Genomic DNA, 23,424 nt, shown 5'->3' with positions numbered 1-23,424 from the left:
CAACTTGTACAAATTAATTGTAACAATGTTGGAATTGCGGTTTTTATCATTTTTATCTTGCTCCTGGAGGGCAGTTTTCTTTTAAAAATTTTGTGTAGATGAGTGATAAATGCTCCCTTGTTCCAGCACCTTCAGAAATTCCGTGCGTACGGTTCGGGTAACTCATCATTTGAAATACTTTTTTGTTTTTAATTAGCTCATTGATCAACATTTCCGCATTTTGGTAATGAACATTGTCGTCTCCAGTACCATGGATATATAATAAATTGCCAACTAAATTCTTTGCATACGTAATTGGCGAACCTTTTACATAGGCTTCTGTGCTTGGAAATGGTGTGCCCATGTAACGTTCTTGATAAATATTGTCGTACGTAAGCTGATTGGCCACTGCCGCCACTGCAATGCCTGTTTTATAGATTTCTGGATATTGGAATAATAGATTAAGCGTTGATGAACCCCCACCGCTCCAACCATGCACTGCAACACGATCTTTATCCATAAACGAATAAGTTTCTAGCAACTTCTTAGTAGCCATGGCCTGATCACGGATATTGATTACTCCAATGTTTTTATAAATGCTTTTTCGCCATGCAGCTCCCTTCGGAACTGGCGCACCACGATTATCCATCGAAATGTAGATGTATCCATCTTTAGCCATATCACCAGCATATAAACTATTTCTTCCCGCACCAAATACATCAGCAGCTGTTTGAGAAGCGGGTTCGCCATAGACATAGAACACAACAGGGTATTTTTTAGTCGCATCGAAATTGTCTGGTTTTTTCATCCAACCATCCATTTCTACGCCATCTTCAGTTTTAACTTTAAAGAATTCGACTTTATTTTTTGGTGCTTGTTGTTTAGCGAGTTGATTTGTAATACTTCCCTCCATGGTTAATGGATTTAAGGTTACAAAATTCATCCATTCGTTTACCGGACTCACCACAGAACTATTGTAACTGTGACTGGCAAATAATCCATTTGGCGAGATGGAATAACTGTGTGTTCCAGGTAAAACCGATGGCGTTACCATTTGCAATTTACCTTTGCCGTCTAATCGAGTTTTATATAAGTATTTTTGAGTAGCATTTGTTGGCGATGCCATAAAGTAAACAAGGTTGTTTTTCTCATCAATTAAATTAACACTTATAATATCATAAGGGCCATTGTTAATTAACGTTTGCTTTTTGCCGTCTTTACTCACTCTGTACAAATGTCTCCAACCATCTTTTTCGCTCTCTAGTATGAACTCCTTATTGCCATTTAACCATGTAAAACCGTCGAGAGGGTCGATCCACGCTTTATCGTTTTCTTTGTAAATTTCGGTAACGGTACCTGAAGTAAGACTGGCAATAAATATTTTACTTTCGTTCTGTTCACGATTTAATTGTTGCAAGATTACTTCATTAGTGTTCGGAATCCATTCCATTCGAGGAATGTAGTGTTGTATGTTATCGCCGGGTACGGCAAGCCATGTTGTTTTGGCAGTTTCAACATCTACCACCCCAATTTTGCACGAAGAAGGATCTTGGCCAACTTTTGGATATTCGACAGGAACGTTAAATGAATAGATGGAATCGGTGTTGTTTATCATCAAAAAGTTTTTGATTTTGGTTGCATCGATTTGCCAATAGGCGATTGACTTACCATCAGGACTCCATTTAAATCCGTCTAAACAATTAAATTCTTCTTCGTATGCCCAATCGAATGTTCCGTTAATCATCCTACTGGTTCCATCAGAGGTTAATGCTTTTGTCGTATTAGTAGCTAAATCTTCAACATAAATGTTATGCCCACTAACGTACCCCACTTTGCTGCCATCTGGCGAAAATTTTGCGAACATTAACGAAGATGCAGGTTTGTCTTTGCCAATTTTAGTTAATGTGTTCTTACTGATATCGGCAACCCAATAGTCGCCACGACTATCTTGCCGCCAAACTCGTTTGGTATTGGTGTAAATTAAGGCCTTTGTACCGTCTTCTGTTAGCTGAAAACTACGTACAGCAAGGGGACTTCCATTTGGTGGTGTAAGTAACGAACGGCTGATGACGGTTTTACGCTCATTTTTTGGTAAGGTTACGGTTATGATTTCCCCACCCACATTTTGATAGTAGGCGTTTCCTTCTTTTGTCCAGTTTACACCACCTCGCTGTGCATAACTTGCAGTGGTAAATAGAAGGACGGCAATTGCAATGATAAGTTTGTTCACGTTCATTTTATAGTTTTATAAATTGTTGATAAGCGGTTTGCAGGTATGATTTTCCAAAAATGAGATTAATTTTTGTAGCTGCTTCATTTTTTGCATGAGTTTGGTATAAAATTTTTTTTCCAACATTATCAAAGGTAACACATTGATTTGGATCGATAAAGCCTAAGCCATTATCCCAGCTAAAAAAAGCAAATGCTTTGGTATAGGGGTTAAGTAGATTTTTACTCCATGGGAATTCTTTAGTGGGGATGTTTAACTGGGCCAGCAGAGTGGCTGCTAAATCTTGCTGGCTACCTATAATAACGGATTTTTTACCTCTATATTCTTCTTTGATTACGTCGCCATAGAATAAAAGTGGAATATGGTACCTTTCGGGCATAAAAACATCGTATTTGTTCTTTGGGTAAATGTGGCCATGGTCGGCTATAAATATAAATAACGTGTTTTTGTACCAGGGCTGTTTTTTTGCACGGTTTAAATAGGCATTAATGCAAGAATCTGTGTAATAGGCTGTGCTTTTAAAGCGATTTAGTGTATTTGATTGACCAAATTTATAGGCTGTTGGCAATTCGAAAGGTTCGTGGTTGGTTAATGATAAAATAGTAGAAAAGAAGGGTTGTTTAGTCTCATTCATTGCTGCTAATTGTTTATTAAAGACGAAGTCGTCGTACGCACCCCATTTTGAGTTCATATCTTTTGTATCGAAGCTGTTTTTATCGATTAATTTTTGATAACCATGGCCTAAAATAAATGCCTTATAATTATCAAATTCTGATTCGCCGCCATAAAAAAAAGAGGTGTGATATTTTTTTTGATCAAATTTTTGACTTATAGCAGTTATTTTCTGCATTTTTTCGGGCCATTTTACGATGCTACCCGTTCCAAGGGTTGGGAAACCGGTTAAGCTACCAATGAGACCTTTATCGGTACGGTTTCCTGCGGCATAAATCTTACTGAATAAGAAACCATGGTTAATTAGGCTATCGAATTTCGGAGTAATTCCGGTTTCGTTCCCTAATGTTTTGGTGAGGTTTGCGGTAAAGCTTTCCAAGATAAAAACAATGACATTTGGGGTTTTGGAAGTTAAAATGTTAATTGAAGTATCTTTTTTAGTCTGATATAAATTAGCAACATTTTGAGCCGCTGTGATTGAGTTAAAATATTGATATGGATTTTTATTCGTTTTTTTTGAAGCAAGTACACTTGATAATAAATTCCATTCGGTATTAACAGCGGCGTGATTTAAGATGGGGTGGTTGCTAAAATAGGCCATGCTTTGATTATTGGGAGCAACACCCGTTCCTCCTCTAATACCAAGAAAATTAAAACCAATTAGAAGGATTGAAATTACTATTTTTACCCAAATAGGGGATTTTTTTAGCCTAAACTCTGTTTTTAAGATTTTATCATGAAAATAAAATGCAGCTCCGATAAGGCCTAGAAGTACAGCTATACTGAGCAAGATAGGGGATGAAGCGCTAGAGGCTAAGGCTTCATTAGGTGTGTCAATTAAAAAACCAAAGGCACGTTCATTTACTTTACTTCCCCATTCGCGGTAGATGTTAAAATTAATTACTGCTAAAATGCTGAAGATGATAATAAAGGTTTTATCGTATAACGAGATCCACTTAAACGAAACCCTTCGCTTCTTGCTTAAAAACCAGAAAAGGAAGACCATTAGCGGAATGATGCATAGATAGCCAGTCATGGATACATCTAGCCTTAAACCGTGGTAAAGTGTTAATGCAAGTTCACTGAAGCGGATTTCTCTAAGTTTTTGATGAAAGATAAATAGGAAAACGAGGCGATCTATTAGAAAAAACAGCAGCCAAAACGCAAAAAATCGGACAAAAAAAATCAGGCTTTTAAACATTGGCCGCTAATTTATAAAAAAGCCATGATAAAAGCCTGATGTGTTATTTCTTAGTGCTTATTCGCCGCCACCTTGCATGGCCCGGATTTCTTCCATTGTTTTAAGATCGTATCCTTTTGGCACTTCTAACGATAATGCACCCACTTTCTCATCAGAAACGCTTTTAAGGGTTAAAGTTGCTTTAAGCCCGCCTTGCATAAAATTAGTGTATTTAACCAATACTCCTTTTACATCCTTAAACTCTGGGCCAAAGAAGCCTGCTGGCAACTCGATATCATTGGTTGCCCATAATTCGTATGATGCACCTTTGCTATCTTTGTACGTATATTTCTCAGTATTGTAACCGTTAATTGTTTGCTTTTCTCCAGTTGCTTTAAAATCACTGAGCTTTGGGTTATCTGCTTTATCCTTTTCCATACTGGCTTTATCTCCTTTTACCGCAAATTGCATTTGAGCGATAGGGACATCAATTAAGACTAAGTTGTTTTGGGTAGAAAAATCCATTATAACCTTAATGGTTGCTGGTCCAGATTCAAAAGATGTGGTTAGAAGGTTGCCATTGAATTTTGTTTTGGTTTCTTTTGGCATTTGGGCTACCATCGCTTCTTGCTCGGAAGTAGGATCATACGTAGCGGTATACGTTAATGCACCTTCAGTTAATTTCTTTTGTGCATACGCAACAATTGTTGTGCTAATTAAAATTGCGGCGATTACGCCAGTTTTGATAGATTTAAACATATTTAGTTTTTTTAGATAATTTACCAGTTAATTTTTTCCTTATTAAGGAAGGAGGCAATTCCTTTTTTAAAATCCTCACTTTCCCTCACTTTTGCATTAATTTGAACTGCTTTTGCTAGGCTTTCTTCGAGCCCTGCATAAGTAGTTTCATTAATCAATTGTTTGGTTACTTTTAATGCGTTACTTGAGCTATTATTACACATTGCTAAAGCAAACTCACGTACATTTTGAGCAATTTCTTCTCGTTTTGTTACAAAAGTAATTAAATTATAGCTTAGCGCAGTTTCTGCAGAGAATAATTCGCCAGTTAATAATATACGTTTAGCAATAGTTTCGCTAGTTTTGCGCATCAGCAAGCAAGAAACAATTGCGGGTACGAAGCCAAGTTTAACTTCTGTGTACCCAAAATTGGCTTCGGGAACGGAAAAAATTACATCGCATGCTGTGGCTAAACCGCATCCACCAGCTATGGCATGGCCCTCTACTTGGGCAATTACTACCTTAGGTAATGTTAATAGTGTGGTGAAAAGTGTTTTCAGTTGATCAGAATCAGCTAAATTTTCTTCGTAGCTGTTTTGCTGTAATTGCTGAAGGTAGGCTAAATCTGCTCCAGCGCTGAACGTTTGGCCATTGGCTTTTAAAATAATAACTTTTACCTCATTACTTTTACCCGCCTTATTTAAAAATTCAGTTAAGCGCGTAACCAATGTGGGATTTAACGCATTTCTTTTCTCGGGGCGGTTTAGCGTTATTGTAGCAATTCTGTCTGCTACTTCGTATAAAACAATCGATTCGCTCATTTGGGTGGATGGTTTAAATCAATCAAATATGCTTTATTTTTTTTTAAAACATAAGATTGGATGTGAAATTTATTTGCTTCTACTATATATGTTTTAAGGTTATTTTCATAATTAGTCGCATCGATTACTAGCGTTTCGAAGAGCACCTGGTTCCTCAACTTTTGCAGTTGGAATTTAGGATTTCGGTGTAACCAAACCATGTTGAAAATAGGTATTTTATTTATGATTTTACGATTGAAGTAACTATCCAGCAATAGAATGTTATATCCGAAGAAATTGATTTGATGGTTCTTTTTTGTGAAAAATTTAAAATTGGTGTCTATTTCCCATTTTACAAATTGAATTTCTGTGATGTGGAGCTGATTTAGTGCAGGTTGTAGATAGAATTGAAAATTTTTATCAGTATGGTTAAGATTGCTCAGTAAAACTGCATGCTGTGCGTTAATAAATGCAGCTGCATATCCTTTATGCAGACTAAAAAAGAGAATTTTTCGCTGTTTTTTAATTTTTATGGTTTGTAAGCTTACTGAAAGTTGGAAGATAAAAAGAAGCGAGAAAGACGATAAAAGGGCTAGTTTCTTGTAGCTCGTTAATGCTAGTAGGCTCAAAATGAGGGCTAACGTTAAGAGCGATAATTGGATTTTATCGATCCAAATTTGATTAATTCCCGAAAATGGTAAGTTAGCAATCCACTTTAAACCATTATTCATAAAAATAATTAGCCACTGGAATATCGGGGCTAAGAAATGTAATTTAAATAAGAGTATGCTTATTCCAAGGTACATTAACAGCGTTATAGGCAGTAGAATAAACAAATTGCTAAAAATAAAGTAGAGAGGGAATTGATGGAAATAATAAATACTTAACGGAAATGTGGCAATTTGAGCTGCCACACTTAAAGCAATAGACGACCATATCCAATCGATCCAGCGTTGCTTAAAATAAAACCATTTATAGATTTTAGGATACAAATAAATCAAGCCCAAAACTGCTAAAAATGAAAGTTGAAAGCCCACATCCCAAATCAAGAACGGATTGCAAATGAGCATACAGAAGGCGGTGAAAGCTAAAATATTATATCCATTAGTGTGCTTATTGAACGATTTTGCTAAAATATAAACCGTTAGCATAATGGCTGAACGGAGTATAGAGGGCGAAAACCCAGTTAATAACGAATAGAACCATATTAATGAGCAAATCAGAATTATTTTAAGAATTCTCAAGCTTCGCTTTTTATCGAGGAATCTGAGTAGCCAATTTAAGACGATATAAATAATGCCTACATGCATTCCAGAAACAGATAAAGCATGGATGGTTCCAGTTTTACTATAGGAAGATAATGTTTCATTACTTAGATCGGCCCGATACCCTAAAATTAAGGTCGATGCTACAGCAAATGCCTCTTTATCTTTTATAATTCTTTCATAGATATCGACTTGACTTTTTCTTAAGGTTAATGCGTATTTTAGGAGGGGATTTCCTTTGTTAACCCCTGTTTTTATTACATTCTTTTGTGAGACAAAAGCTTGATGATGTACATTTTTTAAAGCAAGCCAAGCTTTAAAATCAAATTCTCCGGGATTGAAAGGAGGCTGTATGGGGGTACATTCCGCAGAAATAATTAGTTCGTCGCCATACTTATACACGTTTCTGTATAATGAATCGGTTTTGATGTTGATGAGTAATTTACCTTGTGCATTTTTACCGGTTTGATCTTTATAAAGTGTAGTAATGTTGGCGGTAAATCGAATTGTGCCATTACCGATTTGAGGCTCATCGTTTACCCATATTTTTAGTTGATCATAGCTTTGGTTCCCGAAATAGTTAGACTTTAAAGTATCTTTGCATAATAAGTTTATCCATCCACCAAAAAAGAAGAATAATAGTGCAAATAAACCTCCTGTAACGTATTTAAATCGATATGCAGCTATGGATTTATATAAAAGATTAATTCCTAATAGCGATGTGGCTATGAAAGCAGTAAAAAATGTGCTTAATTGAAGGTGAAATTTGGTTTCAAAATTGTAAAAGAAGAAGATACCCAGTAGTAATGGAATAAGTATTCTTACAAATATGATTTCAGCACTAATTATCATGTTAATTAGAATTGAAATCTTAACTGAGCTTTAATTTCTGATTTTTTATTCCCATTAATTTCATCTAAACCCGAGCCAATCTGCTCTAAATTTTTATAATAAAATACAGCATAACGTAACCATAGGTCGACATTCTTAACTACTTTATATTTAAGGTTTGCATAATTTCTAATTCCATTTCCATTATACATCCCAAAACTAAAGTTGTACAATATATCATCTTCATACGCATAAATTCTGCTGTTATAGGAGGCCGTGTTGAAATAGCCAAACCTAAAGTTAGCCGATAGTTTAGAACGAATAGGAGCAACTGCAAAATCTTGATAAACCATGTAGCCATATTCATTTTTCGCAGTACCTTTTTGGTAATTAACTATCTCAATTCTATTTTGGAGGGCTATTGTCTTACTTAATTTCCAATTTACATCTGCTCTAAACGATTGTTTTTTTACATTTTCCAAGTAGTTAATAGGAACTTCCAAGTCTGTATTTTGCTGTTTTAATTCAGATTTATACCGAGCGCTTGCTTTGAAGCTTTTAGATGGGGTAAAGACCAATTGTGATAGAAGTTCATAGCCTTGCGAAGGTGCGTCTATCCTGAATTTTAACCATGGAAATTTAAAGTAGTCGGCATACACCGACAGCATCCATTTTTTTGAGGGTGAAATGTTTAAACCTGCATAAAAACCTTTTTCGTTTGCTCCGCCCGCCTCCGCGCTAACCTGATTAAAGAAATTATAATAGGTTGTTTTGTAGTTGCGATGTGAAAAAACAGCCGAAACACGATTCGAAAGACTAATCAAAATACCATTTATAAATGCTATTCCGCCCTCAAAACTCTTTGCGATTTCCCCGAAAAAGTAAGTGTTTTTTACTGCATAATTATAGTGAAGGCCTAAATTGGTTAAATTGTGGCCAGTAAAATCATATAATTTATAGGGCTGGGTATTTGCGATAAATGTTTTGTTATAATACGATCTATAACCAATAATCCCAATATTAAATGAATTTTTATGATACTCCAAAACAGCACCGTATAGATTTTGCCTTACCGCATTGCTGTTATTTAGCTCATTTTGTGTTCGATGATAACCTGTTTCATTAAGTGTAGTTAATTGATCATTCGTTACCGTGGCGTCCTGCTTCCTTAGTGACCAAAAAGTAGTAAGATCTATTTTTTTTGATAAACCAATTTTAGTACCTATCCCTCTTAGAAACGAATATTCGTTTGCTGAAGAATAGGCTTTTAAACCATCATCCTTTTTTGCGATACTGGTTACATCTGGACCTTTACCAAAACCAAAACCTGACCATAAGGTTAAGCCCTGTCCAAATTGCAAGCTATAGTCGCCAATACTTAGTTTCTTAATGCTTCCTATATCATTTACGGTAAGATTTACTGAAGTAAAATCGGCTGGGATGGCTAATTTCTCACCGGCATCTTTTTCCATAACAAGGGAGAAAGCTACTTGAGAATTGAAATTGTATTTATAACGAAACAATAGTTTTTCGGGAGTTCCTAGATATCGACTTCCCGATAAATCTCCAAACCCCTTTTGTTTTTCAAGTGTACTCGCAGATCGAATTACCAAATCATTTTCACCGTGTCGAATTAAATTCTTGCTAGTTATTCTTTCTTTTAAATCGGATTCATTTAAATGTACAAATGGTAATAATTTTTGAACAGTTGCTTGATCAAATCCAGGTACAGCTTGCAGTTCTAGAACATCGATTAGCTTACCGTTTGAAGATAGGTAGGAAAAGAAATTAGCAATTTGTAGCGGCGATAGTATGAAAATACTTTTCAATTCTTCAGGTTTAGTGCGGTTTAAGTTTATTGGATGGTTTTTAAGGAAAATAAGCCGTTCGCTTAGCTCAGAAAAATCGAAATCTTCTGGCAAATCATCCACTATTCCATCGAGTATTTCTTTAATGAGGATATCTTCTTGTGCCTGAACAGTAAAAGAGAATATGATGAGAAGCAATAAAATTTTAAAAAACATAACCGATTGTTAATTGTGGTGAATAGCCGAAATTTGAATGTTTGGTGAATGAGAAATCTGCAAGTAATTTCGTTGTGCTGAACCCAATTCCAAAATAATGTATGAAGGGATTAAGGCTAATTCCGGCACGTAAACTGAGGGCTTGAATAAATTGATAATCAATTCCCAATGCTACATCGTTTTTGCTTATTGTGTTTGCTATCAGAAGCTTACTGCTCGTTCGGTAAGCAATGCCTATATAAGCTGTTGATGGTATTATAGTAGAGATAAGCTTAGTTCGGTAGCTTTGTTTTGATAAATTGTTGAGGTAAAGGCCAAATGATAATTCGGTTGACAATTGATAAATGGTACCCACATCAACCGATAGGCCGCTTGTTACGCCATAATGATCTATTTTAAGTTGATGATAGTTCCCCCTAAGCCCTATAGCTAGTTTTGGGCCAAATTGTCTTGTGGCCACTATACCCATGTTAAAAGACTGGTACTCAGGAATGCCATAGCGTTGTAGGTTAAAACCAAAAGCTTGCCGACGAATAGGAAGAACAAATGCAAGACCTTGATTACGGATTTCTTTTGAAAAATAATGTTCCTGATGGCTTAATTGAATGGTAGGACCTGCTATTTTACTAATGGCAGCTGGGTTTGCAACCACTCCCCAGACATCATTTACTGCTGCCCCATTTTTGCCCATTGCGGTTAGCCTAGAACCTTGATTTGTTTGCGCAAATAATTGATTTACACAAAAAATCCATAACATAAAAAGATAAAATTGTTTATTCATAGCCTTAAGATGAGGCAAAACTAAACAAAATTATATTTTAAATAAAATGAAAAAATGGAATAAAATTTTATTAAAAAATGATTTACTTATAATTAATTTTATTATTTATGATTTTTAATAGAATAACGAAATTTTATAAATGTGAAGGAGAATATCTAAATCAATATTAAATTTATATTGAAGAGTTAACTTGTATTGAAAAGTAAAATAAATTGTCATTGAAAATATTTTAATTAATAAATTACGAATTTTACCTTAGTACTATTATGCCTACTTACAGTGCCGATTTATTACGCAGCTTCGAGACTTTACCAGGTAGGTATTTAATTCTCTCGCCCGAATTGTACATCCTTACGGCAAGTAATAGTTACTGTAAAGTGGTTTCGACATCAAGAGAATCGATTGTTGGAAGGTATATTTTTGATGTTTTTCCAATTCGTGATGAACCCGAAGAAGTTCGGGTAGATTATTCTTTAAAACAGGTATTAGAAACACGCAAGCCTCATTATTTACCAATTATTCGGTTCGATGGGAATGGAGTTAATGAGAATGCAAGAGGTCGTTATTGGCAAAGTTCGAACCACCCTGTGTTTAATGATGATGGATCAATCTACTACCTCATTCATCAAGTAGAGGAGGTTAGCGAACAAATTATTGCCGAACAAAATTTAAAGGAAGGGTTAAAAAATCAAACCGAACTGGCAGCTAAATCTGCTCAATTGAGTAAACGGCTCGAAAAGTTAATTTCTGAAATCCCAGCTCGAATGGCCACTTTATCGGGACCAAATTTGGTATACGAATACATCAACTCTAGGTACTCTAAGCTTTTCACGGGACGTAATTTGCTCGGTAAACCTTTACTAGAGGCATTGCCAGAACTTAAAGGTCACCCCTTAATTGTTCAGTTAAAAGCAGTTTATGAAACTGGTATCACCTACGAAGGGCATGAAGTATGTGTACCTTTAGCGAATGAAATAGACGGACCGCTTGTTAACACCTATTTTAATCTGGTTTATCAAGCCCGATATGATGAGCATGGTGAAATAAATGGAATTTTAAGTTTTGCATACAATATCACCGAATTGGTAAACGCCAGGAAAATTCTCGAGGAAAACCAACTACAACTTTTAAGCTTAAATGAAGAGATACAATCGGTTAACGAAGAGCTTAACAGTGCTAACGAAGAATTGGTAGAATCGAATGCGAAATTGTTGGTAACGCAAGCCACTCTCGAAAATCTTAACCGCACGCTAGACGATAAAGTTAAATTGAGAACTGCCGAATTATCGCTTGCACAGCAACATTCAGATAAGCAACGTGATCGTTTAGCCCAGTTTTTTATGCAAGCCCCCGCTGGAATATGCATTTTCGATGGCCCTGATTTTGTATTTGAACTGGTTAACCCTCATTATCAGGAGCTCTTTCCTGGACGTGAATTAATTGGGAAAAAATTGCTAGAAGCACTTCCCGAGTTAGCCTATACTGAAATTCCAAAAATGATTGAGCGGGTATATAAAAAAGGCGAATCATTCGATCGGAATGAAGTGCTTATTCCCCTGTCGAAAACAATAGATGGGCCAATTGAAGATCGCTATTTTAATTTCATATACCAAACCAGGCACAATATGGAGGGGGAAACAGATGGTGTAATGGTTTTTGCTTTTGAAGTAACCGAAGTGGTGGTAAATCGAATTAAAGAAAGAGAACGAGAAAATCGATTTAAGTTTTTACTAAATGCAATTCCTCAACAAGTGTGGACAGCCAGGCCAGATGGTGAATTAGATTATGTAAATGAAGTGGTTAGCAACGATTTTGGGAAAAGTATTCACGAAATCGTAGGATCAGGATGGCAAGCCTTTATCCACCCTGATGATTTACAACATTGTTTAGTGCGATGGATGGATGCCCTACGTAATGGAACCGAATATATGGTAGAGTTTAGGCTGCTTTTTGCAAACGGAACTTATAAATGGCATTTGGCAAGGGCCTTACCATTAATAGAACACGGTCAGATTACGTTATGGTTAGGTACAAACACCAACATTGAATTTCAAAAAACAAATGAAAAGCGGAAGGACGAGTTTTTATCAATCGCAAGTCATGAGTTAAAAACACCCTTAACAAGTATTAAAGCGTTTAACCAACTTATGGTTCGCGCTCAGCATATATCAGATATACAGCCGCACTTAAAAAAATCTTCGGATAATATTGTTCGCTTAGAAAAGCTGATCGACGATTTGCTCGATGTAACCAAAATTACAGCAGGGAAAATGCAGTATAATATGGAAAAATTTAATTTCGATAATATGGTTACTGATGTAGTTGAGGGATTTAAGCTCATTGCCCTGCAGCATGAGGTGATTTTGGAAAATAACGACCCTATACTATTCAGAGGCGATCGTTTTCGTTTAGAGCAAGTACTCAATAATTTCCTAAGTAATGCAGTAAAATATTCTCCAAGCGGTAAAAAGATAATTATAAATTGTTGTAACGAGCAAGATAATATTGTTTTAAGTGTACAAGACTTTGGAATAGGCATTCCAAAACAAGATGTAAATAGGCTTTTCGAAAGATATTATCGAGTAGATAATTCCAGTATGCGGTTTGAAGGCTTAGGATTGGGCTTATTTATCGCTTCAGAAATCTTAAAAAGACATAAGGGTAATTTTTGGTTAGAAAGTGAAGAAGGCGTTGGTTCTACCTTCTATTTTCGGTTACCTATTTATAACCAAAATTTAACTCCCGTTAAAGAAAGAGACGAATCTTATCAAGACGAGAGCATTGTAATTAATTATAGTAAGGAACATAATCGTTTAGAATTGGATTGGATAGGTCATCAAAACATGGAAACGGTTAAACATGGATGTCTAAAAACCTTGGAAATGATTTTAAGATTTAAAGTTACCAAAATCTTAAACAATAATAGTCGCGTAATAGGATCGTGGTCTGATGCTTCAGAATGGGTGGGGACTGTATTTTTCCCAATGATGGAAAAAAAAGGAATTCATTCTGTTGCATGGATTTATTCGCCGAATGCATTCAGTCAATTATCGGCAAAAAAAAGTGTGGATGTTGCGGTGGGAAAAATTACCACTCAATTTTTCAGCTCGTTAGAAGAAGCTGAAGATTGGATAAATAAACGTTAGGATAAAAGTAAAAAACTTACTCGGGCTACAAAATTGTCGATATCGAAGGGTTTTTGAATAAAATCTTGTGCATTCCACTCACTGCCATAACCATGGCTATTTAAATTTGCCGACATCAACATTATCGGAATATGCTTTGTTTCTTCATTAGATTTTAATGTTTTACAAATACTAAATCCATTTCCATCCGGTAACATCACATCTAAAATCATCAGATCGATAACCTTACCTTTTATCCCTGTCCAAAATGATTGTACGTTTGCATACGTTTCTACGTAGTGCTCTTCGTTGGTTAATAGATGTTTTATTAACTCGCTAATGTCTGAATTATCTTCTAAGACAACAATGTTCTTATTCATTTATAGGTTGCGGTATTTAATTGCTATTATAGCTAATTGGAGTGAAATTTGTTTGTAATTTTAATGATATATTTCGCGCTAGTAGCGCATGAATAATTGCTTTGCATATCAAAAGCAATTTAGCTAAGTTTGACTAAATTAAGGTCAGATGCAACTTGAATTAAGAACAGTAAATGTTATCCGCTATGTTACCCCATTGCGCGAAGGTGGCTCTATGCCCGCCATTGCAGAGGCTGATGATGGATTTTTATATGTACTTAAATTTAGAGGAGCTGGCCAAGGCCAAAAAGCCTTAATTTCTGAAGTTATTGGAGGTGAGTTGGCAAGAATAGCTGGACTGAACGTTCCAGAATTGGTGTTTGCTCAACTCGACGAAGCCTTCGGCAGAACAGAACCTGACGAAGAAATTCAGGACCTTTTAAAGGCAAGTGTTGGATTAAATCTTGCCTTACATTACTTGTCTGAAGCCATTACTTATGATCCCACTGTTGTTAAGATAGCTGCTCATTTGGCGTCAAAAATCGTTTGGTTAGATTGTTTATTAACCAATATGGATCGTACGGCTCGAAATACAAATATGCTTTTCTGGCATAAAGAACTCTGGTTAATTGATCACGGCGCGTCGTTATATTTTCATCATTCTTGGCAAAATTGGGAAGAACAAGCGGTTAGACCCTTCTTATTGGTTAAAGATCACGTATTGTTGCCCCAAGCTAGCGAATTGGACGCAGCTGATGCCGAATTAAGGCAGTTATTTAGCCCACAAGTAATTGATGCGGTATTAGCAGCAGTACCCGATAAATGGTTAAATGAAGATATTTTTCCCAACAGTTCAGCTCAACGCGATGCCTACGCTAAGTTTTTAAACACTCGAATTGCAAATTCTTCAACCTTTGTAAAGGAAGCACAAAATGCCAGAGCAAAACATATTTGAATATGCAGTTATTCGAGTTGTGCCTAGGGTAGAGCGAGAAGAGTTTATTAACGTAGGCGTTATTTTATTTTGTGCCAGGCAGAAATTTTTAAAAGCAGTGATTTATTTACATGAAGACAAAATTTTAGCATTTGCACCTGATATAGAAATTCCTTTTTTAAGCGATAACCTTAACGCGATCGTAAAAATCTGTGAAGGCGGTAAAGATGCTGGTCCGATCGGACTGTTAGATGGTGCTTCTCGTTTCCGTTGGTTAACTGCAACACGAAGCACTGTAGTACAAGCTTCAAAAGTACACCCTGGTTTTTGTAAGGATGCTGATGAAACCCTTCAGAAATTAGTTAAAGAACTGGTGTTATAAAATGATGTTTCGTTACAAGCAAACCTTTTTATACGGTATTTGTTTAGCGCTATTGCTTCTTGTTTTGCGTTGGTTGGAAGTTCGATTTATCATTTTTCAACATTCTTTCGAACTTTATGCAGCTGGTATCGCCATTTTGTTTACAGCATTAGGAATTTGGTTAGCCCTAAAATTGGGTAAGCCAAAAATCGTAGAGAAAGAAATTTACATCACCACATCTTCCGATTTTGTATTGAATGAAAATTCATTAGCAAAACTGGGACTAAGCACTAGAGAATTGGAAGTTTTACAATTGATGTCGGCCGGAAAAAGCAATCAAGAAATAGCCGATGAACTGTTCTTATCCCTCAATACTATCAAAACACATAGTAGCCGCCTATTCGAAAAAATGGAGGTGAAAAGACGTACCCAGGCCGTTGAGTTAGGGAAAAAACTAGGATTGATACCTTAGTTTTTTGGTTTTAAGGCTAACATGCCCCCACCTAAAAACTAAAAATCACCCTAAAGTATGAGGCTTTTTTGTTTTTTGTAGCTTTACTTTGTGCACTTAAACTATAAAAAATTAAACTTAAAAAAAATGAAGAAGAACATTTTAATTTTTGGACTAATAGCCGGACTGATTGCTAGTTCTATGCTTATTGCGATGACCATAACCTGTTATACGACCAACAAGTTTGAAGGCAATATGCTTCTGGGTTACACTTTTATGCTCATCGCTTTCTCTTTTGTATTTGTGGGCGTTAAAAACTACCGCGATCAATTTAACGGAGGGGTAATCTCCTTAGGAAAAGCATTTAAAATTGGAGCAATCATCGCACTAATCGCTTCTACGGTTTATGTATTAGTGTGGCTAATCTGTTATTATCTGTTTATGCCAGATTTTATGGAAAGATTTACTGCAAATTTTGTGGAAGAATTAAAAGCTAAAGGCACAAGTGCTGTTAAAATTAAAGAAGAAATGGCAAGCATGGATTTTTACAAGGATATGTATAAAACTCCATTTGGTGTTATTTTATTAACCTATATGGAAATACTACCTGTTGGATTGGTCATTTCATTTGTTGTTGCGCTGATTTTGAGGAGAAATCTACCGAAATTTAGCGCCAATGCTACGACCTAATTCTAGAGTTCAAATGCTTCACCAACATTCGGTATAGTTACATTGTAGCCCTCTTCGCTTATTGCAGTAGCAAGGGCATCTATACTCTTAAGTTCTCCATGCACTAGGAACACCTTTTTTAGGGTGTTCTTATCCTGATTTTTCACCACGTCCATTAAATCATCGTGATCGCCGTGTCCACTTAATAGGTCAGTTTTTTTAATTGCGGCATAAACCATTAAATCTCGATTACGTAAACGCACAATTGGATCGCCTCTTAATAGTCGATCGCCCAAAGTACCTTTAGCACAATAGCCAATAAATAATATGGTGCAGTAATAATTCTGTATATTATGATATAAATGATCTTGAATACGTCCTCCTTCAAGCATTCCAGCCGATGAAATGATAATGCAAGGCTCTAAATAATTGCTTACCGATACACTTTCTTTCTTGTCGTGCACATAAATTAGATTTTCAAACTCAAATTCATCACCTTTTTGCCGATAAAATTCCTTCGCCTCATCGTTTACCAATTCATGATATTTTCGATACACATCAGTAGCGTAATTGGCCAGCGGACTGTCTACAAATATTTGTACAGGAGGTAATAAACCTTCGCTAAAAATCTTATTTAAGGCAAATACCAAAGCTTGTGTACGTCCAATGCTAAAGGCAGGGATAATAAGTCTGCCCGGACTTTTAATGCAGCTTTCTTCTATCGTTTTAAGTAATGTTTCTTGAAGGGTAGCCGTTTTGCTATGTAACCGTCCGCCATAAGTTGATTCAGATACTAAGTAATCTACTTGAGGTAAAGGAGCTGGATTAACAAGCACCGGATAGTTTTTACGGCCAATATCGCCCGTAAACGCTATTCTTTTTTCTTCACCATCTTCCGTAACCGATAAAACTACTGCAGCAGCGCCTAATAAATGCCCCACAGGGATAAAAGTTACACTAATATTTCCATTAATTTTAAAGGGCTTATCGAAGCTGATACTTACAAAACGATCGACAGTTTCCATCACATCTTTTTGCAAATAAAGTGGTTTTGGGCCCGAATTTCCCCGTTTACTACGCGAACGCTTGTGTAATTTACTTAAAAAGATATTTACCGAATCAAGAAGTAATAATTCACTTAAATCGGCAGTAGGGGCGGTGCAAAGAATTTGACCTTCAAAACCCATGCGAACCAGTGTAGGTAAATTTCCCGAATGATCAATATGGGCATGTGTTAAAATAACAACATCGATGGTGGAAGGATTAAAAGGAAAATATTGATTTTCTTCTTGATGAGTGCCTTTCTCATAATCTAAGCCACAATCAATTAAGATATTATAGTTTTTTGTTTGCAGCAAATGCATGCTGCCAGTTACCTGTTTTGCTGCTCCCCAAACGGTTAGTTTCATCGATGCAAGATATTAAATTTTTGTTATTGAGTGGCGTTTGGAGGCTCGTGTTGTAAACATCAAAGCAAAATGTCAAGTTTATTTTACTATTTTGTAAAATAAACTTGACATTTTGTAAAGTATATGACTGCTTCTATTTCTTCTCTGGAGGGGTAGAAACAATCTCTCCGAACTCATTTACGTAGGCCATCATGCTTTCTAGATCTCCACCTGTAGCGTTCTGTTGACGTTCTTGCTTACGTTCTAATTTTTCTTCTTTCTTCTTTTGTCTATTTTTCTCTAATTGCTTTTTCATAAAAGTAGCCTGAGATTTTGCCATAATGATACTGTATAAATTAAAAACCGACTACTCTCTTATATGATCACTTAGTGCAGCAACGGTAAGCTGCTAAAGATTTGAAATGCTGAACAATAGGGATATTGAACAGTAGGTGATTAAGCTGAGATTAGCACATTGATATTCCGTTACTGCAAATGTACGCAATTTGGGGCAATTTTTTATCTAAATAGTGTAATAATAGGAATTCATAAATTCATATAGTTATACACAATCGAAATTTTTGGCATCATTTTTACATGGTGTATGGTATACTCAAATAAATAAACAAAATGAAAAAGATATTAATTATGGTTACCATGGTTGCCGTATTTGCATCATGTACCAATAAAGAAAAAGAAATAGCATTAGCAAAACAACAAGCGATGATTGCTGTTAAAGATAGTTTAAGGTTAGATAGTTTTAAAAGAGCTGAAGCCGCTGAAAAAGAAAGACTGATTGAAGAAAAACATCAAGCAGAACTTGCAGCAGCAAGAAGAAGCGGAAATTACTCATCGAGCGGATCAAGTTATAGCAGCAATGCAGGAACTTCAACTGCTACAACGAAAAAAGGATGGAGTTCGGCAGCTAAAGGTACTGCAATAGGTGCTGGTGTGGGTGCGTTAGGTGGGGTGTTAATTGACAAAAAAGACGGTCGTGGTGCCATTATAGGTGGTTTAGCGGGTGCTGGTGCTGGTTATATTATTGGTAGAGACCGAGATAAAAAAAGCGGTAGGGTACAACCAAAAAATTAAGTAGCCACCCTTTATATAATGAAACCTTCGATTTAAACATCGGAGGTTTTTGTTTTAAAATTAAACCTCGTAGGTTTCAAAAACCGACGAGGTTTTTCATAAAATTGTACATATTATTGTATTTTAAATAATCATATGTACATCGTATTAATAATATTAGTTTTTGCCTTACTTACCTTTTGGGTATTAAATATTCCCGTTTTTGGGAAACATCCTGAAGGGGTTCGTTTACAAAAGATAAAAAACCTGCCTAACTACAGTGATGGTGAAATTAAAAACCTAACCCTTACCCCGGCAAAAGCAGACGATGTAAGCTATTTTCAGTTGGTGTTAAGGGCAATAAAAGGCAATAAAAATGGTTCGCCAAAAAAAACTTTGCCTCATGTAAAACCTGATTTTTCTTCATCAATTCCCTTTAAATTAACCTGGTTCGGCCATTCATCCTACCTCATTCAACTCGAAGGGAAAAATATTTTGGTCGACCCTGTTTTTAGCGAAAAAACCTCTCCATTTCAATTTTTAGGAACCAAAAGATTTGATGGGACTAATTTTATTCAACCTGATGACTTGCCGAACATAGATTTGATGATCATTACACACGATCATTACGATCACCTCGACTATGCTTCTATTTTAAAATTAAAACCAAAAACTAGGCATTTTCTTACTTCGATGGGAGTAGGAGCACATCTCGAACGTTGGGGCATTGCTTCGAATCAAATTACGGAATTGGTATGGGGAGAACGTACATCACCAATGGTTAATTTTACCTTTACGGCCACTACAGCGCGTCATTTTTCGGGACGAGGATTTAAAAGAAACCAAACGGCATGGTCGTCTTTTGTGCTAAAAACCGAAACATGTACTGTTTTTATTGGGGGCGATTCTGGAACTGGAATTCATTTTAAAGAAATTGGTGAAAAATACGGTCCCTTTGATCTATCTATTTTAGAATGCGGTCAATACAACTCCATGTGGCCATTTATCCATATGTTTCCTGAAGAAGTAGCGCAAGCAGCTATCGATTTAAACTCGGCTGTTTTAATGCCTGTACATTGGGCTAAATTTAGATTGGCTTTGCACGATTGGGACGACCCAATAAAAAGATTGATAACCAAAAGCGATGAATTGGGCGTTAAATTAGCAACACCCATGCTCGGCCAGTCGTTTTACTTAAACGATACCCTTCCAACGAAGCAATGGTGGGACGAATAGTTGTGCGCTTGTTTCTTGAACAAAAAATGTTAATTTTTGTTATAGCTTACAAAAGCCTAATCCATGAAGACTGATCTTGTAGAAATATTCCAAACCATACGTGCAGAAATGCAACCATACACCACTATGGGGTTTAATGCCCGAGTAAATACTGATACTGCTTTCGATCTTTGGAAAGAGCCAGGTTTTGTTGAGGGTAAAGAAACGGAGGAAAAATATTTTGCTGGAGTAGCGATTGAAAAGGGTTATGTAGATTTCTACTTTGAAACCAGCCTTCAAATCGTAAACCTTGATGAGGTTTTATTACAGCAAATTTCTGATTCATTGGCAGCAGGATTTAAATTATATAAAGAAAAGGGGTGGGTATAACAGCGAGTGTAATCGAAGCACTTAAGGCTATATGCCCAACTGAGCATATAGCTACCGATAAAGGCTTTACCATTATACAATGCAGCTCTAACTTATATATTCACCTCATTTCGTTAGCTACACCACTCCGGCCCGAAGAACTTCTAAAACTCCAAGAACGCTATCAGCAGAAGGGGAAATTGCTAGTTCACCTTTGGGAAGATGTTTGGTTGTCGAAGCAGTCTCAAGTATTGAGTAGAATAAAATCATTTTTAGGCCTCAATGAAACTTTTCATGGGAGAAAGGCAAAGTTAATAGCAGTTAAAAACGAACAAGCAGCCCAATTTTTTAATACCTATCATTTACAAGGTTTTGTAAAGGCGAAATATCATTATGGCTTGGCTATCGAGGGCGAAGTAATTGCCATGGCGAGCTTCAGCGAATCAAGGCCCATGAAATCGAAAGGGAGCCAATACACCTCTGCAGAATTGGTTCGTTTTGCTTCGAAAGATGGATATACCCTTACAGGCGGATTAAGTAAATTAATCAAACATCACCTAAAGCAAGTGAGGGTTAACGATTTAATGACCTACGCCGACCGCGATTGGTCGCTAGGCAAAGGATATGATCAATTGGGTTTCCAATTAACAACCGTTACGAAACCGGCGTATCTTTATGTAGAAGAAAAAACAAACTTAAGGTATTTCCCCCATCGTTTACCGAAAACGATTTTATCAGCATTTGATCAACAAAAAGACTTAGATTTGGATGAATATTTAGCTCAACTGGGGTATGCAAAAGTATTTAATACGGGTAATTTAAAATATCATCTTTACGTTTAATGACCTCAAGTCCACTATTAATTATTTTAGGAGCAACTGCATCGGGTAAAACAAAATTAGCTATCGAACTCGCTAAAATACTCGATACCGAAATCATCAGCGCCGATAGTCGCCAAGTATTCAAAGATATGGATATTGGCACGGGGAAAGATTTAGCCGAATTTCGTGAAGCGAAAATTCCTTTTCATCTCATCGATATTAGGGTGGCTGGGCAAAGCTATAATGTAAATAGTTTTAAAGAAGATTTTTACAACGCATTTAAAGTCATCACCACTAAAAATAAATTGCCAATTCTATGCGGTGGAACAGGGATGTACATTCATAGTTTATTGCAAAACCACGAGTTTACAGCGGTGCCCACTAATGAAAAATTAAGACTTAGCATTTCGGGTTTCTCGAAAGAACAACTTTCTGCTAAAATTAAGAGCTATCCTGCCAATTTGATTAGTCATGTCGATTTTTCTTCGTCGAAGCGATTATTACGTGCCATCGAAGTGGCCGATTATCTGCAACATCATACCTTAGAAAAGGTAGAACAGCCTTCATTAAACCCTTTGGTAATTGGTTTGGTAGATGATTTGGAAACCCGTAGAGCAAAAATTAGTAATCGTTTGGCGGCACGTTTAGAAGAGGGGTTGATTGATGAAGTTGAAAAATTAATTGCAAATGGGGTATCGATAGAGATGCTTACTTTTTATGGTTTGGAGTATAAATTTGTAGCTTCCTATTTACTACAAGAGATAGATTACACTACCTTAAAAGAAAGACTTACCATCGCGATTTGCCAATTTGCAAAACGGCAGATGACCTTTTTTAGAAAGATGGAAAAAGATGGCGTTAAAATTAATTGGTTAGGGGCTGACAAAGAAATGTTTAGCTTAACGGAAGAAGCTTTGCGATTAATTAAACATAAATTTCAGTTAAAATAATTGCATATTCGGGGCTATGAAGAAGAAGTTGCGGCCTTTAGTAAAGTGGACCGGAGGTAAATTTGATGAGTTTGCCTTCTTCTGTTCCTATATACCCACTTTTTCACGCTATATCGAGCCTTTTTTTGGTGGGGGTGGAGTTTTCTTTGCTTTGCAGCCCCAAGTGCCGGCACTAATTAACGATAAAAGTACAGATTTGATTAATTTTTATCGTGAAATCGAGAACGAAGCCTTTAAAGACGAGTTGTTTTTATATGCAGATGCATGGGATGAACTGGGTAGATTAACCGTTTTTTTATGGGAAAAATGTGGGCATTCTTTTGTCGAATTTATTGAAAATAGAGCAATGGAAAGCCAATTTAAAGAGGAGCTCGAGCAAAATGTAGCATTTTTTTTAACAGCTAAATCGGCCTTATGCGATGTAGATTTTATGGTAGATGTAGCACTTTTCGAAACCATTATATTATCCAGCATAGCTGATAAGGCAAATCGAATTAAAAGAATTTCACCTAAAGAAAACCGAAGCTTTACGGAAGACGAGCTGTATGCTCACTTCGAAACGGGTGTAAGAAGCGGGGGTTATTTATTTTTTAGGAAATTACTTAATCAACATTTCAGGAATTTCATTCATTTAACACCGGCAAAAGCTGCAGCTAATTGGTATTTTGTTCGTGAATTTTGTTATGCTTCCATGTTTAGGTTCAATGCTAATGGCGAGTTTAATATTCCATACGGTGGGATTGCTTATAACAAAAAGAAATTCAGAGAAAAAGCAGAGCGAATTTTTACCAACGAGGTGGCAAATTTATTTAAGAAAACCACAATTAGCAATCAAGATTTTGAACTATTTTTAACTGAAGTGAAACCAGTAGCCGACGATTTTATTTTCCTTGATCCACCTTACGATAGCGAATTTTCGGAATACGATCAAAGTGCATTTAATAAGCAAGATCAAACGCGTTTGGCCAATTTTTTATTCTCAACACCTGCAAAATGGATGGTTGTAATTAAAGAAACCCCATTTATCCGAAATTTATATACCCATCCTGCAATCACTATTGCAACTTTCGAAAAAAACTACACCTATAATGTTAGAGGTAGAAATAATAGAGGCGTTACGCATCTTATTATTACGAATTTCTAAAACCTTTTCATCCTTTTTGTGTTTATGTGGAGTAGATATTACGTCTATAACACTAAATTTTACATAA

21 protein-coding genes are annotated in these 23,424 nt (G+C 36.1%); 11 read left to right on the top strand and 10 right to left on the bottom strand.

The genetic code is table 11. The annotated features are described in order from the left end of the window. Nucleotides 1-52 precede the first annotated feature (52 nt). The 7 genes from WG904_RS13800 to WG904_RS13770 form a co-directional block, all read right to left on the bottom strand. A complete protein-coding gene (locus tag WG904_RS13800; protein ID WP_339579909.1) occupies nucleotides 53-2,215 on the bottom strand; it encodes a S9 family peptidase in 2,163 nt (720 codons plus the stop codon). A gap of 1 nt (nucleotide 2,216) precedes the next feature. After that, nucleotides 2,217-3,917, bottom strand: coding sequence for an LTA synthase family protein (locus WG904_RS13795; protein ID WP_339579908.1), 1,701 nt, complete (start codon nucleotides 3,915-3,917; stop codon nucleotides 2,217-2,219). Nucleotides 3,918-4,139: 222 nt separating this feature from the next. Beyond that, the gene (locus WG904_RS13790; RefSeq protein ID WP_339579907.1) at nucleotides 4,140-4,820 is read right to left on the bottom strand and encodes a DUF4412 domain-containing protein; all 681 of its coding nucleotides are present in this window, start codon (nucleotides 4,818-4,820) and stop codon (nucleotides 4,140-4,142) included. A 20-nt stretch (nucleotides 4,821-4,840) separates the two neighbouring features. Further along, a complete protein-coding gene (locus WG904_RS13785) occupies nucleotides 4,841-5,620 on the bottom strand; it encodes an enoyl-CoA hydratase/isomerase family protein (RefSeq protein ID WP_339579906.1) in 780 nt (259 codons plus the stop codon). Continuing rightward, nucleotides 5,617-7,716 (bottom strand): ComEC/Rec2 family competence protein, encoded by a 2,100-nt coding sequence (locus WG904_RS13780; protein WP_339579905.1) that lies wholly within the window; start codon nucleotides 7,714-7,716, stop codon nucleotides 5,617-5,619. Before WG904_RS13780 ends, WG904_RS13785 begins: the two co-directional genes overlap by 4 nt. Before the next feature lie 5 nt (nucleotides 7,717-7,721). Next, nucleotides 7,722-9,719: a helix-hairpin-helix domain-containing protein gene (locus WG904_RS13775; protein ID WP_339579904.1), complete on the bottom strand. Its 1,998-nt coding sequence runs from the start codon at nucleotides 9,717-9,719 to the stop codon at nucleotides 7,722-7,724. Then, nucleotides 9,709-10,500, bottom strand: coding sequence for a hypothetical protein (locus WG904_RS13770; protein ID WP_339579903.1), 792 nt, complete (start codon nucleotides 10,498-10,500; stop codon nucleotides 9,709-9,711). Before WG904_RS13770 ends, WG904_RS13775 begins: the two co-directional genes overlap by 11 nt. Nucleotides 10,501-10,766: 266 nt before the next feature. On the opposite strand from WG904_RS13770, the gene WG904_RS13765 reads away from it, so the two are divergent. Then, nucleotides 10,767-13,646 carry a PAS domain-containing protein gene (locus tag WG904_RS13765; protein ID WP_339579902.1) on the top strand — a complete coding sequence of 960 codons (2,880 nt, stop codon included), beginning with the start codon at nucleotides 10,767-10,769 and terminating at the stop codon, nucleotides 13,644-13,646. Here WG904_RS13765 and WG904_RS13760 read toward each other — a convergent pair. Beyond that, the gene (locus WG904_RS13760; protein WP_339579901.1) at nucleotides 13,643-14,005 is read right to left on the bottom strand and encodes a response regulator transcription factor; all 363 of its coding nucleotides are present in this window, start codon (nucleotides 14,003-14,005) and stop codon (nucleotides 13,643-13,645) included. The two genes, WG904_RS13765 and WG904_RS13760, sit on opposite strands and share 4 nt — an antisense overlap. Nucleotides 14,006-14,153: 148 nt before the next feature. Here WG904_RS13760 and WG904_RS13755 point away from each other — a divergent pair, with 148 nt between their 5' ends. From WG904_RS13755 to WG904_RS13740, 4 genes are all read left to right on the top strand, one after another. Further along, a complete protein-coding gene (locus WG904_RS13755) occupies nucleotides 14,154-14,939 on the top strand; it encodes a HipA family kinase (protein WP_339579900.1) in 786 nt (261 codons plus the stop codon). Next, nucleotides 14,917-15,300 (top strand): DUF3037 domain-containing protein, encoded by a 384-nt coding sequence (locus WG904_RS13750; protein ID WP_339579899.1) that lies wholly within the window; start codon nucleotides 14,917-14,919, stop codon nucleotides 15,298-15,300. The genes WG904_RS13755 and WG904_RS13750 overlap by 23 nt, the downstream gene beginning before the upstream one ends. 1 nt (nucleotide 15,301) lies before the next feature. After that, nucleotides 15,302-15,751 carry a response regulator transcription factor gene (locus WG904_RS13745; protein ID WP_339579898.1) on the top strand — a complete coding sequence of 150 codons (450 nt, stop codon included), beginning with the start codon at nucleotides 15,302-15,304 and terminating at the stop codon, nucleotides 15,749-15,751. Nucleotides 15,752-15,877: 126 nt separating this feature from the next. Further along, the gene (locus WG904_RS13740) at nucleotides 15,878-16,420 is read left to right on the top strand and encodes a DUF4199 domain-containing protein (protein ID WP_339579897.1); all 543 of its coding nucleotides are present in this window, start codon (nucleotides 15,878-15,880) and stop codon (nucleotides 16,418-16,420) included. A 2-nt stretch (nucleotides 16,421-16,422) separates the two neighbouring features. On the opposite strand, the gene WG904_RS13735 is transcribed toward WG904_RS13740, so the two are convergent. Together WG904_RS13735 and WG904_RS13730 are read right to left on the bottom strand one after the other, a co-directional pair. After that, nucleotides 16,423-17,808: an MBL fold metallo-hydrolase gene (locus WG904_RS13735; RefSeq protein ID WP_339579896.1), complete on the bottom strand. Its 1,386-nt coding sequence runs from the start codon at nucleotides 17,806-17,808 to the stop codon at nucleotides 16,423-16,425. Between the two features lie 133 nt (nucleotides 17,809-17,941). Next, entirely contained in the window at nucleotides 17,942-18,127 is a 186-nt protein-coding gene (locus WG904_RS13730; protein WP_339579895.1) for a hypothetical protein, read from the bottom strand. A 290-nt stretch (nucleotides 18,128-18,417) separates the two neighbouring features. Between WG904_RS13730 and WG904_RS13725 the strand changes: the two genes are divergently transcribed. From WG904_RS13725 to WG904_RS13700, 6 genes are all read left to right on the top strand, one after another. Continuing rightward, nucleotides 18,418-18,879: a YMGG-like glycine zipper-containing protein gene (locus WG904_RS13725; protein WP_339579894.1), complete on the top strand. Its 462-nt coding sequence runs from the start codon at nucleotides 18,418-18,420 to the stop codon at nucleotides 18,877-18,879. A gap of 135 nt (nucleotides 18,880-19,014) precedes the next feature. Beyond that, nucleotides 19,015-20,094, top strand: coding sequence for an MBL fold metallo-hydrolase (locus WG904_RS13720; RefSeq protein ID WP_339579893.1), 1,080 nt, complete (start codon nucleotides 19,015-19,017; stop codon nucleotides 20,092-20,094). 63 nt (nucleotides 20,095-20,157) lie between these two features. After that, entirely contained in the window at nucleotides 20,158-20,463 is a 306-nt protein-coding gene (locus WG904_RS13715; RefSeq protein ID WP_339579892.1) for a hypothetical protein, read from the top strand. After that, the gene (locus WG904_RS13710) at nucleotides 20,454-21,284 is read left to right on the top strand and encodes a hypothetical protein (RefSeq protein WP_339579891.1); all 831 of its coding nucleotides are present in this window, start codon (nucleotides 20,454-20,456) and stop codon (nucleotides 21,282-21,284) included. The genes WG904_RS13715 and WG904_RS13710 overlap by 10 nt, the downstream gene beginning before the upstream one ends. Further along, nucleotides 21,284-22,213: a tRNA (adenosine(37)-N6)-dimethylallyltransferase MiaA gene (miaA, locus tag WG904_RS13705; protein ID WP_339579890.1), complete on the top strand. Its 930-nt coding sequence runs from the start codon at nucleotides 21,284-21,286 to the stop codon at nucleotides 22,211-22,213. The genes WG904_RS13710 and miaA overlap by 1 nt, the downstream gene beginning before the upstream one ends. Nucleotides 22,214-22,229: 16 nt before the next feature. After that, nucleotides 22,230-23,357 carry a DNA adenine methylase gene (locus WG904_RS13700; RefSeq protein WP_339579889.1) on the top strand — a complete coding sequence of 376 codons (1,128 nt, stop codon included), beginning with the start codon at nucleotides 22,230-22,232 and terminating at the stop codon, nucleotides 23,355-23,357. The last annotated feature ends 67 nt before the right edge of the window (nucleotides 23,358-23,424 follow it).

The organism is Pedobacter anseongensis (genome assembly GCF_037482965.1).
GTDB lineage: Bacteria > Bacteroidota > Bacteroidia > Sphingobacteriales > Sphingobacteriaceae > Pedobacter > Pedobacter anseongensis.
This window is presented reverse-complemented; position numbering and strand designations above follow the sequence as displayed.

Excerpts from the sequence above, each read along its gene's own strand:
- WG904_RS13750 (WP_339579899.1), top strand. The coding sequence starts at position 14,917 with ATGCCAGAGCAAAACATATTTGAATATGCAGTTATTCGAGTTGTGCCT.
- WG904_RS13715 (WP_339579892.1), top strand. The coding sequence starts at position 20,158 with ATGAAGACTGATCTTGTAGAAATATTCCAAACCATACGTGCAGAAATG.
- WG904_RS13765 (WP_339579902.1), top strand. The coding sequence starts at position 10,767 with ATGCCTACTTACAGTGCCGATTTATTACGCAGCTTCGAGACTTTACCA.
- WG904_RS13735 (WP_339579896.1), bottom strand. The coding sequence starts at position 17,808 with ATGAAACTAACCGTTTGGGGAGCAGCAAAACAGGTAACTGGCAGCATG.
- WG904_RS13745 (WP_339579898.1), top strand. The coding sequence starts at position 15,302 with ATGATGTTTCGTTACAAGCAAACCTTTTTATACGGTATTTGTTTAGCG.
- miaA (WP_339579890.1), top strand. The coding sequence starts at position 21,284 with ATGACCTCAAGTCCACTATTAATTATTTTAGGAGCAACTGCATCGGGT.
- WG904_RS13790 (WP_339579907.1), bottom strand. The coding sequence starts at position 4,820 with ATGTTTAAATCTATCAAAACTGGCGTAATCGCCGCAATTTTAATTAGC.
- WG904_RS13780 (WP_339579905.1), bottom strand. The coding sequence starts at position 7,716 with ATGATAATTAGTGCTGAAATCATATTTGTAAGAATACTTATTCCATTA.
- WG904_RS13795 (WP_339579908.1), bottom strand. The coding sequence starts at position 3,917 with ATGACTGGCTATCTATGCATCATTCCGCTAATGGTCTTCCTTTTCTGG.
- WG904_RS13725 (WP_339579894.1), top strand. The coding sequence starts at position 18,418 with ATGAAAAAGATATTAATTATGGTTACCATGGTTGCCGTATTTGCATCA.
- WG904_RS13800 (WP_339579909.1), bottom strand. The coding sequence starts at position 2,215 with ATGAACGTGAACAAACTTATCATTGCAATTGCCGTCCTTCTATTTACC.
- WG904_RS13775 (WP_339579904.1), bottom strand. The coding sequence starts at position 9,719 with ATGTTTTTTAAAATTTTATTGCTTCTCATCATATTCTCTTTTACTGTT.
- WG904_RS13730 (WP_339579895.1), bottom strand. The coding sequence starts at position 18,127 with ATGGCAAAATCTCAGGCTACTTTTATGAAAAAGCAATTAGAGAAAAAT.
- WG904_RS13700 (WP_339579889.1), top strand. The coding sequence starts at position 22,230 with ATGAAGAAGAAGTTGCGGCCTTTAGTAAAGTGGACCGGAGGTAAATTT.
- WG904_RS13785 (WP_339579906.1), bottom strand. The coding sequence starts at position 5,620 with ATGAGCGAATCGATTGTTTTATACGAAGTAGCAGACAGAATTGCTACA.
- WG904_RS13740 (WP_339579897.1), top strand. The coding sequence starts at position 15,878 with ATGAAGAAGAACATTTTAATTTTTGGACTAATAGCCGGACTGATTGCT.
- WG904_RS13720 (WP_339579893.1), top strand. The coding sequence starts at position 19,015 with ATGTACATCGTATTAATAATATTAGTTTTTGCCTTACTTACCTTTTGG.
- WG904_RS13755 (WP_339579900.1), top strand. The coding sequence starts at position 14,154 with ATGCAACTTGAATTAAGAACAGTAAATGTTATCCGCTATGTTACCCCA.
- WG904_RS13760 (WP_339579901.1), bottom strand. The coding sequence starts at position 14,005 with ATGAATAAGAACATTGTTGTCTTAGAAGATAATTCAGACATTAGCGAG.
- WG904_RS13770 (WP_339579903.1), bottom strand. The coding sequence starts at position 10,500 with ATGAATAAACAATTTTATCTTTTTATGTTATGGATTTTTTGTGTAAAT.